We start from the raw sequence: 12,745 nt of genomic DNA, 5'->3' as shown, positions 1-12,745 counted from the left end.
CGTCCCGCCGACGGCGTCACGCGAGCAGGTGGCCCCGCCTGGTCACTCCGTTCCGAAGTCGAGCGAGTCCTCGGCGACCGCGATCACCGACCAGGTGCCGCCGTCCGCGTCGGTGAACTCGTAGGCGGGGACGATCAGCACGCTGCCGTCGCTCTGCCACTGGCTGGCGAGCCCGAGCCGCGCCTCGACGATGTGCACATTGGCGACCGGCCACGACACGGCCGCCCCCTCGCCCGGCGTCGCCGGCGGCGCGGTCGGCGGCACCCAGGTCTCGCCGCCGGTGGTGTCGTCGGTTCGGAGCGCGATCACGTCGCCCGAGCGCTGGGCGCCGAACCGCGGGTCGGACAAGCGCCCGAACGCCTCGTCCGCGCTCACGATCGGGTACTCGCCGAGGCCGATGATCGGAGCGAGCGCACCGGAGACCGACACGGTCCCCTGCTCGGCGAGCTCGATCGACCACCCCTGATCGATGCGCTGCCCGTCGACGATGGGCCAGGCGTTCGCGGTGCGGGTGACCGCCCCTTCCCAGGTCTCCGAGTCGTAGGCGAAGGCGTCCGTGTCGTGACCGGTCGCCGCCAGGATCGAGCGGAGCGCGTCGATCGCGGCCTGTTCGCTCGGCAGCGCGCCGGTGGGGGTGCACTCGCCGCCGTCAGCCGGACAGTTCCACGGCGAGATGGACGGATCGTTGTACCAGAAGCTGAGCGCCCCGTCGAGGGTCACCCAGAGCGACGGCGCGGAGCCGTCCTGCGGGCCGACGATCCAGCTGCCGTCCTGCAGCACCGGCTCGCCCTCGACGCCGAGCGCCGCGGCGAGCGCGCCGATCGTCTCGGCGTTCGCGGCGGCCCCGGGGTCGAACGCGTAGCCGGCGGCGCTGCCCGCCTCGGTCGAGAGCCCCGAGGAGGTGAAGTGATTGCGCCCCCACCCCCACGGCATCGAGTCGTACGCGCTCGAGCCGGCCATCGCCTTGTCCTGCGCCATCTCCGGCTGGCCCGCCCCGGCCTGCCCCTGGGCGCCGTTCTGGGTGCCGCTCTGGCCGTTCGACAGTGAGATCGGGGGCGCACCCGCGAGCGTCGTGCCGTCGCTCCCGCCGAGCGCGGCGACCGCGTACCCGGCCCCGCCGCCGAGCACCAGCATCGACGCGGCGACCGCGGCGATCGGCAGCCAGCGCGGCCGTCGCTTGGCCCGCTCGCTGCCGAGGTCGGCGACCGGGACGGCCGTTCCGGCCGTCGCCTTCGCGATCGTCTGCTCGGCGAAGCCCGCTCGCGGCTCGACGCCGGTGGCCGGGTCGGCCGCGCGCAGGCGCGCCATCGGGTCCTGCTCGTCGTGCGGGTCGTGCGTGTCGTCGTTCATGTCCTCGCCTCTCCTCGCGGGGCCGGAGCCGCCGTCACCAGGGATATGTCGTCGGCGCACCCGACCTTGCAGCGTTCGGGGCGCCCGTCAGAAGGCGAGGCGTTCGCCCCAGGCTTCGCGGAGCCGCTTGCGGGCGCGTGACAGCGCGGCATCCGCGCCCGAGCGACTGATGCCGAGGACCGCGGCGAGCTCCTCGCCGTCGAGGCCTTCCCACGCATGGAGCAGCAGGATGCGCCGATCCCGCTCGCCGACGCTCTCGAGCGCGCCGCGGAGTTCGGCGTCGAAGAGCGCGCTCAGCTCCGGATCCTCGGAGACCGCGCTCGCGCCTCGCTCCGGCACGGTCTCGACCGGCAGGTCCACGAGCTTGCGGCGGTGGTTCGCGAGGGTGAACCCCGCGGTGCGGTACAGCCACGGCAGCACTGCCTCGCGCGGCACGTCGGCGCGGCGGCGCCACGCGGTCGCGAAGACCTCGGCTGCGAGGTCCTCAGCATCCTGGCGGGGACCGCGGCGGGCGAAGTAGCGCACGAGCGCCCCGGCGTGCTCGCGCACGACGGCCTCGAACCAGCCGTGCTCGTCGCCCGGCTCGGGACGACCGCTCGGGTCCTCGGGCATCGGCTTCCCCTCGTCCGGGGCGATCTCGTCGGTGCTCGCGCGCTTCACGCCCTGTTTGTGTCGCGTCCGGCGAGAGTCTTGCACGCGATCGCCGATTCGCGGCGGATGACGGGGGCCGACACCACGGCTATCGTCGAACACGATGGATTCCGCCATGACGATCGCGGCCCTGCGCCGAGCCGGATGGGGCTTCGAGCCGCCGCTCGACGAACAGCGCCCGGTCCCCCGCTCGCTCCTCGGCTTCCCCGCCGCCTTCGGCGCCTGGACCGTCGCGTTCAGCCGGCTCGCCAACGCCGACGACACGGTCTGGTTCCTCTCGGTCGAGGACTACCGCGGCACGGCCGACTCCGCGTTCGCCTGGAACGAGTTCGAGAAGCTCAGCCTCGACGCCGCCGTCGAGGCCGAGCAGACCGCCGCCGTCGCCGCATTCTGGGCCGGGCATCTTCCCGTGCTCCTCGCGGTGGGCGGCGACTACGAATACCTCGCCATCCGCTCGGACGGCCGGATCGTGCACGGCGGCGGGCCGGAGTTCGAAGAGACGAGCGTCGTCGCCGACGACTTCGAGGCGCTGCTCACCGAGCTGGCCGAGCCGGGCGGTCCGCGGCATCCACTCGTTCGCGCGCTCTTCCCGGAGCTCGCCGACTCCCCCGAGACGTAGCGCGGGGCCGGCGCAACGGACCGTATGCGCGGGCGGGCATACCGGCCCGCGTACCGTTGATGGATGCTTCGACGACTCGCCTCCCGTGTCTACTGGGCCTGCAGCCGGTGGACGCTCAGCGGGTCGCCCGCGCCCGCGCAGCCGACCGTGCTGATCGGCGCTCCGCACACCTCGAATTGGGACTTCGTGCTCATGCTCGCGATCGCCTGGCGGCTCGGTATCGACGTGCGCTGGCTCGGCAAGAAGAGCCTGTTCGCCGGCTGGCGCGGCCCGATCATGCGCCGCCTCGGCGGCATCCCGGTGGACCGCGCGGATCCCGCCCGCGTCGTGGACGAGGTCGTCGCCGAGGTGCGGGCCGGCAAGGTGTTCGGGCTCGTCGTGACGCCCGACGGCACCCGCGGGCCGCACGAGTACTGGAAGTCCGGCTTCGCCCGCATCGCCAAGGCGACGGGGATGCCGGTGACCCTCGGCTTCGTCGACCGCACCACGATGACGACGGGCCTCGGTCCGACGTTCGCGCTCGGCGACGACCTCGGCGCCGACATGGACCGGATCCGCGCGTTCTACGCCGACAAGGCGGGGCTCCGACCCGAGCTGCGGGTGGAGCCGCGCCTGCGCGAAGAGCTCGCGCTGCGCTGAGGTTCCTCGGGCCGGCGCTCAGCCGAGCTCGGCCCGGCGCAGCGCCTCGCTCGTGACCCCGGGCATGAGCAGCACCGCGGCGAGCGCGAGCCCGACCGCCGCGATCACGAACGTCGGCTGCAGTCCGAACGCGCCTGCGAGCAGCCCGCCTGCGAGGCCGCCGAACGGGACCGCGCCGAGCACGATCAGCCGGTACGCGGCGGTCACCCGTCCGAGCAGTGCGTCCGGCACCGCGGCTTGGCGCAGCGTCGAGACGACGATCTGGTTGCACGCGGTCGCGACGGCTGCGAGGAACATTCCGACCAGCACGAGCACGAGATTCGTGCTCAGGCCGAGCACCGCGAAACTCGCCGCCGGTACGAGCGCAGCGGCCCACATCACGGGCCCGCCGCCGATCCGCGGGATGACGCGCTCCGCGACGAGCGAGCCGAGGATGGCGCCCGCCGCGGGGACCGCGATGAACAGCCCGTACCAGGCCTCCGGCACGCCGAGGGGCCCGGTCGCGAGCAGCACGAGGATCGCGCCGGTGGCGGTGCCGAAGAAGTTGAAGGATGCCGAGATGAGTGCGACCCGGCGCAGCAGGCGATGCCGCCAGAAGTGCCCCCACCCGGCCGCGATGTCGACGGCCACGGAGCTCGCCTTGGGCGGCGGACCGTCCGTCGCGGTGGCGGCGTCGTGGGCCGACGGCCGGAGCTGCGGAAGCAGCAGCGCGGCCGCCGCCGCGACGGCGAAGAGGCCGGCGCTCGTGAAGAACGCGAGCGTCGCCGCCACCGCCATGAGGAACGATCCGATCGGCGGCCCGACGAAGGTGTTCACGACCGACTGGGTCGCGAAGAGGCGTCCGTTCGCGCGTTCGAGCTGCGCCCGCGGCACGAGCCGCGGCGGCACGGTCAGCGCGGCGTTGTCGACGATCGTCTCCGCGGTGCCGGCCACGAAGACGGCGGCGTAGAGGAGCCACACGCTCTGCCAGCCGACCGCGACCGAGGTGGCGAGCAGGGCGAAGCCGAGGGCTCGGAGCAGGTTGCCCGCGACGAGGAGCGCGCGCCGGTCCATCCGGTCGGTGAGTGCACCGGCGGGCAGCGTGAACACGAGCCAGGGCAGGAACTGCACGACCGTCATCCCCGCCACGATCACGGGGTCCCTGGTGAGCGACGCCACGAGCAGGGGCGCGGCCGCAGCGAGGATGCCGTCGGCGGTGTTGGACGTCGCCTGCGAGGCCCAGAGGGCGGCGAAGCCGGAGCGCTTCGGCATCCACTAACTCCCTATCCTCGTTATGATCGTTAGCCAGAACGTAGCAGAGAGCGAGAGGAGTGCGCGATGGAGATGCCGGAGCTCGCCGTCTCCCGACTCGGCGGCGACGTCGCGCTCGACTTCTGCAACACCGTGGACTGGCGGCTCGACCCCGAGCGCCGCGGCGAGCGCCTGCGCAGCTACGCGCACGTGGTCGCCTGGCTCGAGCGCGTCGAACTGCTCACTCCGGCTGCGTCCGAGCGCCTCGCCGAGCTCGCCGACGCCGATCCCTCGGCCGCGGCGGCCGAACACACCGGCATCCTCGCCCTCCGCGACGACAGCTACGCCGCCCTCACCGGCGATGCGAGCTCGCCCGCCGCGCTCGAGCGGGAGCTGCCACTGGCGCACGCGGCGAGCCGCCTCGAGCGCAGCGCGGACGGCACCTGGGCCTGGCACCCGCGCACGCTGGCGCTCGGCACACCGCGGCACCTGCTCGCTCTCGAGTTCGCCCGGCTGTTCGCCTCCCCCGCGCTCTCGGGCTTCCACCGCTGCGAGGACCGGCACTGCGGCTGGGTGTTCCTCGACACCTCCCGGCAGCACAACCGCCGCTGGTGCAGCTCCACCGATTGCGGCAATCGCAACCGCGTCCGGGCGCACGCCGAACGAGTCCGGCGCGAGGCGGCGTCGCAGCGCTGATTCCCGCCCATGGCAGATCGCGCACCGGCTCGTCAAGCTGCTGCGGCCAACCCCGCCGCTCGGCGATGATGGGCGGGTGCGAAGCTCCGTGGAGGGTGTGCGGTCAGCCGGCGGTCGTGCGGCGAGACGGCTCCTGCTGGGCATGCTCGCCTGCCTCGCCGCCCTCTGGCTGGCCGCGTGCGGCGTGCAGGTCCCGAGCGACCCGGACGGCACGCTCGACCGGGTCAGCGGCGGTGAACTCCGCGTCGGCGCCGTCGAGGAGCCAGGACTCGTCGAGACCGAGGGGCCGAGCCCCGAGGGACCGCTCCCCGAGCTCGTGCGCGGCTTCGCCGACACCGTCGACGCACGGGTGACCTGGCGTGTCGGCAGCGAGGAGACGCTCGTCACCGCGCTGGAGGACGGCGAGCTCGACCTGGTGATCGGCGGCTTCACCGACCAGACCCCGTGGATCGAACGGGCCGGCCTCACGCGCGGGTACCGAAACATTGAGCACGCCGACGGACGCAGCCTCGTGCTGCTCGTGCCGATGGGCGAGAACGCGTTCCTCTCGGCTCTCGAGCGCTCCCTCGACGAGGAGGTCGGCGGATGACCCGGCCGGGCAGTGCGCAGTTCGGCCGCACCGACCTCCCCGAGAAGCAGCGGATCGCGCTCAAGAAGGCGATCCGCTGGGAGCTGTTCACGATCGTGTACACCTCGATCACCATCACCGTCGTCGCCTTCGTCGTCGGCGGATCGCAGGCGATGCGCACCGCCTGGATCGAGGACATGCTCTCGCTCCTCCCCCAGCTCGCCTTCCTCACCGCCGTGATTTTCGTGCGGCGACGGCCGAGCGTGAAGCATCCCTACGGCCTGCACCGGGCGATGGCCGTGGGCCACCTCGTCGCCGGCATCGCACTGCTCGCCGTGGGGCTCAACCTCGCCGTCGAGGCCGCGACCGGTCTGATCGCGGCCGAGCATCCCACGATCGGCACCGTTCAGCTGTTCGGCCAGACGATCTGGCTCGGCTGGCTCATGATCGCCGTGATGGTGATCGTCGTCGTCGGTCCCGTGTTCATCTACGGACCGGCGAAGGCGAAGCTCGCGCCAGTGCTGCACAACAAGCTGCTCTACGCCGACGCCGACATGGCGAAAGCCGACTGGCAGACGAACGCGGCATCCATCGTCGGCGTGCTGGGCATCGGGCTCGGCATCTGGTGGCTCGACGGCGCCGCCGCGCTCTTCATCTCGATCGGCATCGTCTGGGACGGCGTGCGCAACACCAAAGGTGCGGTCATCGACCTCATGGACCAGCGTGCGCGCAGCTACGACGACAAGAAGCCGCACCCGCTCGCGGGCGCGATCACCGGCTACCTGCGAAGCCTGCCCTGGGTGGTTGACGCCGGCGTGCGGCTGCGCGACGAGGGGCAGGTCTTCCACGTCGAGGCGTTCGTCGTGCCACGCCGGGCCAAGGTGCGCACGGAAGCGCTCTCCGCGGCCTCCGAAGGCATCACCCGGCTCGACTGGAAGGTGCAGGACGTCGTGGTGGTGCCGGTCGAGGAGCTGCCGAGCGAGGCCGACCGCGCCCTGGGCGGCTGAGCTCGCGCGAGCTGATCGCGGTCGATCGCTCAGGGGGCGCCGTAGCGGGCGGCGATCGTTCGGGCAGCGGCCTCGATGACCTGCTCCTGCTCCTCGCTGGTGATCGACCAGGTGCCGTGCACGAGCCGGGGCCAGAAGACCGACGACGCGATCATGCCGAGGAACTGGGCGGATGCCGTGTCGGGATCGTCGATCTCGGCGACCCCGGCCGCGTGCGCATCCCGGAGGTAGCGCCCCAGCGCCGCGAGCACCGGCAGGGTGCCGAAGTCGAAGGTGCGGTCGCGCAGCTCGGGGAACCGGGGCGACTCGGCGATCACGGTGCGCATGAGCGCGGTCATCTCGGGCCGGGTCACGAGCTCGGCGTAGGCGCGGCCGAGCACCACCAGGCCGGCGGCGAAGTCCGCGAGCGGCACGTCGACGGGCTCCGGCACGGCCGTGCCGCCGGCGGCGAGCACGGTCGCCTCGAACAGCGCCGCCTTCGTCGGGAACTGCTTGAAGAGCGTGGCCTTGGAGACGCCCGCTCGCTCGGCGATTCGCGCGAGCGAGGTGCGATCGTAGCCGTCCTCCAGGAAGAGCTCGGTCGCGGCGGCCAGCACGGACACGCGCTTCGACGTCGCCAGCTCGCGATGGTAGGACGAGGTTCCGCGTGCCATCCAGCCAGTATCGCAGAGACGAGTGCCTTGACTCACCTCTTCGCATCGCAGTAGGTTGCAGTGGCGAGTCAATCGACTCACCTCTATCGCGAAGGAGCGCACATGGCCACCGTGATCGTCCACGCCACCATCACCCTCGACGGCTTCCTGGCCGACCCGGACGGCGGCGTCGACTGGATGTTCGGCCGGCCCTCCGCCCCCGAGGACGACGCCGTCGTCGAAGCGGTGATGGCTCGGATCGGCGCGGTCGTGGGCGGCGCGAACCGTTCGCAGACCATCGAAGACGACGAGCTCCCCTACGGCGGCATGCTGAAGGTGCCGGTCTACCTGATGACCCACCACCCCCACGAACCGATCGAGCGCGACGGCACCACCTACACCTTCGTCGTGGACGACATCGCCGAAGCGGTCGCGCTGGCCTCGGCATCCGCCGGCGACCGCTGGGTCAGCCTGCTCGGCGGCAGCATCTCGCGGCAGTGCCTCCGGCTCGGACTCGTCGACGAGCTCCACCTCGACGTGGCACCGGTGCTCCTCGGCGAGGGCATCTCCCTGTTCGCCGGGCTGGGGCGGCGGATCGAGCTCGAGCGGCTCGAGACCTCCGCCTACGCGAGCGAGACGCACCTGCGGTATCGGGTGCTGCGGTAGGGGCTCGCCGCAGATCGGCGACCCGTCACCCGTGCTGGTACTGCACGTGGTCGACGATGCACCCGCTGAGATCGGGCCGCGTCGGGCCGACGAACACGCTGCCGGCGACGGACCCGGTGAAGGCGGCGACGCCGTCGAACTCGCAGTGGTCGAAGACGCAGCGCGTCGTCCACATCACGTCCCGCAGGCTCGCGCCGGTGAAGGTGCACCGTTCGAACCGCGCGCCCGACGCGACCGAGCGCGACAGGGTGGCGCCGGAGAAGTCGCAGTCCTCGAACACCCCGCCGAGGCGCGCACCGGCGAGTCTGGCCCCGACGAAGCTGCAGCCCACGAAGCGTCGCCTGACGAACGCGCCCCGCATGTCGATCCGGTCGAGGACGCAGTCCTCGAGCTCCGACTCGGTCACCGACGCGCCGTCGGCGAAGACGACATCCGACAGGTCGACGCCGGATGCCCGGAGGTGGCGGATCGGCGTCGTCAGCCGCGCGCCGCGCACGTCGACGCGACCCGCGGCGGTCGTTCCGAACGGGGACGCCGGAAACGCGGACCCGGGCCGCTGCGCGGCGAGGACGAGCTCCCGCTCGAACTCGCTCGTGAGCTCGGGCGTCCACCGCTCGCGCAACTGGCGCCTCGTCGACTGCATCTCCTCAGTTGATCAGACGTTGAAGCGGAACTCCACGACTCGCCTGCCTGCATGACGTAGTCCGTGCCTGCGGTGATGCGCGAACGCCGGCGCGCGCCGGTCAGCGGGCGTCCTTCGGATCTCTCAGCGCGGTCATGGCCTCGAGCAGCGTGTCGTGGAGGTAGGCGAGCTCGGGCGAGACCTCGCCCCATCCCTCGTCGACGCCCTCGGCGCCCCACTCGCCCTCACCGTCCTGCGCGTCCCAGACCGCATCGCCGTGCTGCCAGATCCACCACAGGTTCGCACTCGCATCCTGCACACGGGCGAACTGCGTGCCGAAGAAGTCGGTCGGTTTCGTGACGAGGCGCGCGCCGCGCTCGAGCGCGCGCTCCAGCACCGCGTCGAGGTCGTCGACGTAGACCTGGAGCAGGCTCGGAGTGAACGGCCAGTCCGGCTTGCGCTCGGCGAGCATGACGGTGGTCGTGCCGACGCGGACCTCGGCCTGCAGCAGCAGCCCGTCCTCGTCGACGGTGCGGGCCTCGGCGCGCTCCTCGCCGCCGAAGACCTCGATCACGAACCGGGTCAGCTCGTCGGCGTCCGTCGTGATGATGAAGGGGTTGACGGTGGCGTAGCCCTCGGGGGCGGCGGGTGCAGACATCGTGTGCTCCTGTCCTGGTGGTGGATGCGATGTCCTCAGTGCATCATTCCGCCGGGTCGAGGTATTGAAGGATTCCGCCATCCTTGTCCGGAGAGCACCTGCGCCGGGGTCCGGCCGTGGAACACCCGCAGCGAGCGGGTGAGATGGGCCTGATCCGCGAAGCCGCACCGGGCAGCGCATTCGACCGGCGGCACGCCCTGGAGCAGCAGGGCGTACGCCTCCCGCGCCCGGGCCAGCTGTGCGATCTGCTTGCGCGTGAGCCCCGTCGCAGCCCGCACGCGGCGTTGCCGGTGCCGCTCCGAGTAGCCCGCATCATCGCCGGAGAGCATCCGCCGGACCTCGTCGTCGCCGCGCAGCACGTCGAGCTCGAGCAGCCGATCGGTGAAGGCCTCGAGGTCCCCGAATTCCGGGAACGGCACGGCGTGCTGCGCGATGACGACCCGGCGCTCCTCGACGACGAGCTGCTGCTCCCCGCCGAGCAGCAGCTGCTTGCTCACCCCGGGCAGGACGACGTGCGCCTTCAACTGCACGCCCCAGCTCTGCTCACCGACCGTCGAGCGGATCCAGCGGTGCCCGAGCGACGGGCCCGAGAGCCCCGCGAGCAGCGATCCATCCTGCTCGCGCGCGAACCACAGGTCCCAGTACTCGACCGCCTCCACCAGGTAGCGCTCGTCCTTCGTCGCGCGCGCCTGCCACACGCACTCGACCACCGGCGATTCGGGATGGTGCTCCTCGTACATGCGCTCCCTCACGACACACCCCTGAGGCGCAGCGGTTTCACACGTTGAAGCGGAACTCCACGACGTCGCCGTCCTGCATGACGTAGTCCTTGCCCTCCATGCGCGCCTTGCCGCGCGAGCGGGCCTCGGCGACCGAACCGGCGTCGACGAGGTCGGCGAAGGAGATGACCTCGGCCTTGATGAAGCCCCGCTCGAAGTCGGTGTGGATGACGCCGGCCGCCTGCGGCGCCTTCCAGCCCTTGTGGATGGTCCACGCCCGCGACTCCTTGGGGCCCGCGGTGAGGTAGGTCTGCAGACCGAGCGTGTCGAAGCCGACCCGGGCGAGCTGATCGAGGCCCGACTCCTCCTGGCCGGTCGAGGCGAGCAGCTCCGCCGCGTCCTCGGGGTCGAGGTCGATGAGCTCGGACTCGATCTTCGCGTCGAGGAAGACCGCCTCCGCCGGCGCCACGAGCGCGGCCAGCTCGGCCTTGCGCGCGGCATCCGTCAGCACGCCCTCGTCGACGTTGAAGACGTAGATGAAGGGCTTCGCGGTGAGCAGCCCGAGCTCCTTGACGGGCTCGAGGTCGATCTTCGTCGCCGAGAGCGGGGTGCCGGCCTGCAGGGCCTCCTGGGCGTCCTTGGCCGTCGCGAGCACGGAGGGGTCGAGCTTCTTGCCCTTGACCTCCTTCTCGTAGCGGGTGATGGCCCGCTCGAGGGTCTCGAGGTCGGCGAGGATCAGCTCGGTGTTGATCGTCTCCATGTCGGACTTGGGGTCGACCTTGCCGTCGACGTGGACGACGTCGCCGTCGGTGAAGCCCCGGACGACCTGCGCGATCGCGTCGGCCTCGCGGATGTTGGCGAGGAACTTGTTGCCGAGGCCCTCGCCCTCGCTCGCCCCGCGCACGATGCCGGCGATGTCGACGAAGGACACCGCGGCGGGCAGGATGCGCTCCGAGCCGAAGATGCCCGCGAGCGTCTCGAGCCTCGGGTCGGGCAGGTTCACGACGCCCACGTTCGGCTCGATCGTCGCGAACGGGTAGTTCGCCGCGAGCACCTGGTTCTTGGTGAGGGCGTTGAAGAGGGTGGACTTGCCGACGTTGGGCAGGCCGACGATGCCGATAGTGAGAGCCACGGGGCTCTATCGTACCGGTGCCGCGCCGTTCCGCCCGGCCGGGCTTCGCCGGCCCGGCGTGCGGCTCAGCCGTCGAGGCGGGCGCGGAAGCAGCGGGTGCGGTACGGCACGTCGAGCTCGTCGCGGCCGGCGAGGTCGGGATGCCGCGCGAACAGCCGTTCCAGCTGGGCGATCGTGTCCCGCTGGGCGCCGGGGCTCGAGGTGATGAAGTAGGAGCGGGAGCGCACGAGGTCGAGGAAGCCGACGCGGCTCATCCGGGCGGTCCAGTCCACGGTGTGCTCCTCGATGGGGCCGAAGGGCGCACCGATCTGCACGTACTGCTCGAAGCTCGCGCTCGCGTCGTGCCGCTCGTGCATGATCTCGCCGGCCTCCTTGAGCCAGCCGACGCTCGTGTCGCGGCTGTTCCAGACGAGGCCCAGCACGCCGCCCGGCCGCAGTACGCGCGCGATCTCCGGCACCGCGCGGGACGGGATGAACCAGTGCCACGCCTGACCGGCCACGACCGCGTCGACCGAGCCGTCTTCGAGCGGGATCTCCTCCGCCGTGCCGAGGATGCGCGGCACGCCGGGCACCGCGACCTCGAGCTCCTCGAGCATCTCCTCGACCGGGTCGACCGCGATCACCTCGCGGTCGAGCGCGACGAGCGCCTGGGTGAGCTTGCCGGTGCCGGCGCCGAGGTCGAGCACGCGGGCGGCGTCGCCGATCAACCAGGCGACCGCCTCGGCCGGGTAGCCGGGCCGGGCCGCCTGATAGACGGATGCCGCGTCGCCGAACGACCTCGCGTGCCGCTGCGCCTCGGCGTCCCCCGGATTCATGTCTCCCATTCCACGCCCGCGGCGAGGCATCCGTCAACCGTCGGAGGCGCGTGCGACGATGCCCGCATGCCAGTGGACTTCACCGCCATCGACTTCGAGACCGCGAACTCCTCTGGAGCCTCCGCCTGTTCGGTCGGCATGGTGAAGGTGCGCGACGGCCGCGTCGTCGAGCGCGAGTACTGGCTGCTGCGCCCGCCGTTCCCGCACGACGAGTTCGTCGAGTGGAACGTGCGCATCCACGGCATCACGCCCGAGATGGTCGCCGAGGCGCCCGGCTGGGGCGACCGGCTCGCCGAGTTCCGCGAGTTCGCCGGCGCCGACTGGCTGGTCGCGCACAACGCGGGCTTCGACATGGGCGTGATCGAGAAGAGCTGCGCGGTGCTCGAGCTGCCCGTTCCCGACCACCGCTACCTGTGCAGCCTGCAGGTGGCTCGCAAGACCTACCACCTCGACTCGTACCGTCTCCCGGTCGCGGCGATGGCGGCGGGCTTCGAGGACTTCTCGCACCACAACGCCCTCGACGACGCCGAGGCGTGCGCCGCGATCGTCGCCCACGCCGCCAGGCGGCACGAGGCCGACGACCTCGAGCGGCTCGCCCACGTCACGGGCGTGCGCGTCGGGGCGCTCGGCGCCCGCGCCGTCAAGGCGCGCGACGCCGCGCACGGGCCGATGGCCCTGCAGTAGGCGCGCGCAGCCGGTCCGCGGCGTCGGCTCGCCGGGCGCCTCGGCGCGGATGTCGGA

16 protein-coding genes are annotated in these 12,745 nt (G+C 72.1%); 7 read left to right on the top strand and 9 right to left on the bottom strand.

Features of this window, described 5'->3' with window-relative positions; all coding sequences use genetic code 11:
* Window positions 1-42 precede the first annotated feature (42 nt).
* Window positions 43-1,350, bottom strand: coding sequence for a hypothetical protein (locus tag MTP13_RS11265; protein ID WP_243567852.1), 1,308 nt, complete (start codon window positions 1,348-1,350; stop codon window positions 43-45).
* 87 nt (window positions 1,351-1,437) lie between these two features.
* Window positions 1,438-2,010 (bottom strand): RNA polymerase sigma factor, encoded by a 573-nt coding sequence (locus MTP13_RS11260; protein WP_243567851.1) that lies wholly within the window; start codon window positions 2,008-2,010, stop codon window positions 1,438-1,440.
* A gap of 106 nt (window positions 2,011-2,116) precedes the next feature.
* On the opposite strand from MTP13_RS11260, the gene MTP13_RS11255 reads away from it, so the two are divergent.
* Window positions 2,117-2,620 carry a hypothetical protein gene (locus MTP13_RS11255; RefSeq protein WP_243567850.1) on the top strand — a complete coding sequence of 168 codons (504 nt, stop codon included), beginning with the start codon at window positions 2,117-2,119 and terminating at the stop codon, window positions 2,618-2,620.
* A gap of 63 nt (window positions 2,621-2,683) precedes the next feature.
* Window positions 2,684-3,259: a 1-acyl-sn-glycerol-3-phosphate acyltransferase gene (locus MTP13_RS11250; RefSeq protein ID WP_243567849.1), complete on the top strand. Its 576-nt coding sequence runs from the start codon at window positions 2,684-2,686 to the stop codon at window positions 3,257-3,259.
* 18 nt (window positions 3,260-3,277) lie between these two features.
* On the opposite strand, the gene MTP13_RS11245 is transcribed toward MTP13_RS11250, so the two are convergent.
* Complete coding sequence (locus MTP13_RS11245) at window positions 3,278-4,510, bottom strand: MFS transporter (RefSeq protein WP_243567848.1); 1,233 nt, start codon at window positions 4,508-4,510, stop codon at window positions 3,278-3,280.
* A 66-nt stretch (window positions 4,511-4,576) separates the two neighbouring features.
* Between MTP13_RS11245 and MTP13_RS11240 the strand changes: the two genes are divergently transcribed.
* The 3 genes from MTP13_RS11240 (at window position 4,577) to MTP13_RS11230 (ending at window position 6,760) form a co-directional block, all read left to right on the top strand.
* Window positions 4,577-5,185 carry a CGNR zinc finger domain-containing protein gene (locus MTP13_RS11240; RefSeq protein WP_243567847.1) on the top strand — a complete coding sequence of 203 codons (609 nt, stop codon included), beginning with the start codon at window positions 4,577-4,579 and terminating at the stop codon, window positions 5,183-5,185.
* 76 nt (window positions 5,186-5,261) lie between these two features.
* The gene (locus MTP13_RS11235; RefSeq protein WP_243567846.1) at window positions 5,262-5,774 is read left to right on the top strand and encodes a transglycosylase SLT domain-containing protein; all 513 of its coding nucleotides are present in this window, start codon (window positions 5,262-5,264) and stop codon (window positions 5,772-5,774) included.
* Window positions 5,771-6,760, top strand: coding sequence for a cation efflux transmembrane domain-containing protein (locus tag MTP13_RS11230; RefSeq protein ID WP_243567845.1), 990 nt, complete (start codon window positions 5,771-5,773; stop codon window positions 6,758-6,760). Before MTP13_RS11235 ends, MTP13_RS11230 begins: the two co-directional genes overlap by 4 nt.
* A gap of 29 nt (window positions 6,761-6,789) precedes the next feature.
* Here the strand turns inward: MTP13_RS11230 and MTP13_RS11225 are convergent, their stop codons facing one another.
* Window positions 6,790-7,413: a TetR/AcrR family transcriptional regulator gene (locus MTP13_RS11225; protein WP_243567844.1), complete on the bottom strand. Its 624-nt coding sequence runs from the start codon at window positions 7,411-7,413 to the stop codon at window positions 6,790-6,792.
* A gap of 102 nt (window positions 7,414-7,515) precedes the next feature.
* On the opposite strand from MTP13_RS11225, the gene MTP13_RS11220 reads away from it, so the two are divergent.
* A complete protein-coding gene (locus MTP13_RS11220; protein ID WP_243567843.1) occupies window positions 7,516-8,058 on the top strand; it encodes a dihydrofolate reductase family protein in 543 nt (180 codons plus the stop codon).
* A gap of 25 nt (window positions 8,059-8,083) precedes the next feature.
* Here MTP13_RS11220 and MTP13_RS11215 read toward each other — a convergent pair whose 3' ends face one another.
* The 5 genes from MTP13_RS11215 to MTP13_RS11195 form a co-directional block, all read right to left on the bottom strand.
* Window positions 8,084-8,701 (bottom strand): pentapeptide repeat-containing protein, encoded by a 618-nt coding sequence (locus MTP13_RS11215; protein ID WP_243567842.1) that lies wholly within the window; start codon window positions 8,699-8,701, stop codon window positions 8,084-8,086.
* Between the two features lie 100 nt (window positions 8,702-8,801).
* The gene (locus MTP13_RS11210; protein WP_243567841.1) at window positions 8,802-9,338 is read right to left on the bottom strand and encodes a VOC family protein; all 537 of its coding nucleotides are present in this window, start codon (window positions 9,336-9,338) and stop codon (window positions 8,802-8,804) included.
* A gap of 35 nt (window positions 9,339-9,373) precedes the next feature.
* The gene (locus MTP13_RS11205) at window positions 9,374-10,090 is read right to left on the bottom strand and encodes an AraC family transcriptional regulator (protein WP_243567840.1); all 717 of its coding nucleotides are present in this window, start codon (window positions 10,088-10,090) and stop codon (window positions 9,374-9,376) included.
* A gap of 25 nt (window positions 10,091-10,115) precedes the next feature.
* The gene (gene ychF / locus MTP13_RS11200; protein ID WP_243567839.1) at window positions 10,116-11,189 is read right to left on the bottom strand and encodes a redox-regulated ATPase YchF; all 1,074 of its coding nucleotides are present in this window, start codon (window positions 11,187-11,189) and stop codon (window positions 10,116-10,118) included.
* A 65-nt stretch (window positions 11,190-11,254) separates the two neighbouring features.
* Window positions 11,255-12,004, bottom strand: a complete 750-nt coding sequence (locus tag MTP13_RS11195) for a class I SAM-dependent methyltransferase (protein WP_243567838.1) — start codon at window positions 12,002-12,004, stop codon at window positions 11,255-11,257.
* A 66-nt stretch (window positions 12,005-12,070) separates the two neighbouring features.
* Here MTP13_RS11195 and MTP13_RS11190 point away from each other — a divergent pair, with 66 nt between their 5' ends.
* Window positions 12,071-12,688, top strand: a complete 618-nt coding sequence (locus MTP13_RS11190) for a 3'-5' exonuclease (protein WP_243567837.1) — start codon at window positions 12,071-12,073, stop codon at window positions 12,686-12,688.
* Window positions 12,689-12,745: the final 57 nt, after the last annotated feature.

Source organism: Agromyces soli (genome assembly GCF_022811605.1).
Taxonomy (GTDB): domain Bacteria; phylum Actinomycetota; class Actinomycetes; order Actinomycetales; family Microbacteriaceae; genus Agromyces; species Agromyces soli.
The sequence above is the reverse complement of the archived record's forward strand: the minus strand, read 5'-3'. Positions and strand labels throughout refer to the sequence as shown.

Excerpts from the sequence above, each read along its gene's own strand:
- MTP13_RS11265 (WP_243567852.1), bottom strand. The coding sequence starts at position 1,350 with ATGAACGACGACACGCACGACCCGCACGACGAGCAGGACCCGATGGCG.
- MTP13_RS11220 (WP_243567843.1), top strand. The coding sequence starts at position 7,516 with ATGGCCACCGTGATCGTCCACGCCACCATCACCCTCGACGGCTTCCTG.
- MTP13_RS11225 (WP_243567844.1), bottom strand. The coding sequence starts at position 7,413 with ATGGCACGCGGAACCTCGTCCTACCATCGCGAGCTGGCGACGTCGAAG.
- MTP13_RS11245 (WP_243567848.1), bottom strand. The coding sequence starts at position 4,510 with ATGCCGAAGCGCTCCGGCTTCGCCGCCCTCTGGGCCTCGCAGGCGACG.
- MTP13_RS11195 (WP_243567838.1), bottom strand. The coding sequence starts at position 12,004 with ATGAATCCGGGGGACGCCGAGGCGCAGCGGCACGCGAGGTCGTTCGGC.
- MTP13_RS11215 (WP_243567842.1), bottom strand. The coding sequence starts at position 8,701 with ATGCAGTCGACGAGGCGCCAGTTGCGCGAGCGGTGGACGCCCGAGCTC.
- MTP13_RS11210 (WP_243567841.1), bottom strand. The coding sequence starts at position 9,338 with ATGTCTGCACCCGCCGCCCCCGAGGGCTACGCCACCGTCAACCCCTTC.
- MTP13_RS11255 (WP_243567850.1), top strand. The coding sequence starts at position 2,117 with ATGACGATCGCGGCCCTGCGCCGAGCCGGATGGGGCTTCGAGCCGCCG.
- MTP13_RS11250 (WP_243567849.1), top strand. The coding sequence starts at position 2,684 with ATGCTTCGACGACTCGCCTCCCGTGTCTACTGGGCCTGCAGCCGGTGG.
- MTP13_RS11240 (WP_243567847.1), top strand. The coding sequence starts at position 4,577 with ATGGAGATGCCGGAGCTCGCCGTCTCCCGACTCGGCGGCGACGTCGCG.
- MTP13_RS11190 (WP_243567837.1), top strand. The coding sequence starts at position 12,071 with ATGCCAGTGGACTTCACCGCCATCGACTTCGAGACCGCGAACTCCTCT.
- MTP13_RS11230 (WP_243567845.1), top strand. The coding sequence starts at position 5,771 with ATGACCCGGCCGGGCAGTGCGCAGTTCGGCCGCACCGACCTCCCCGAG.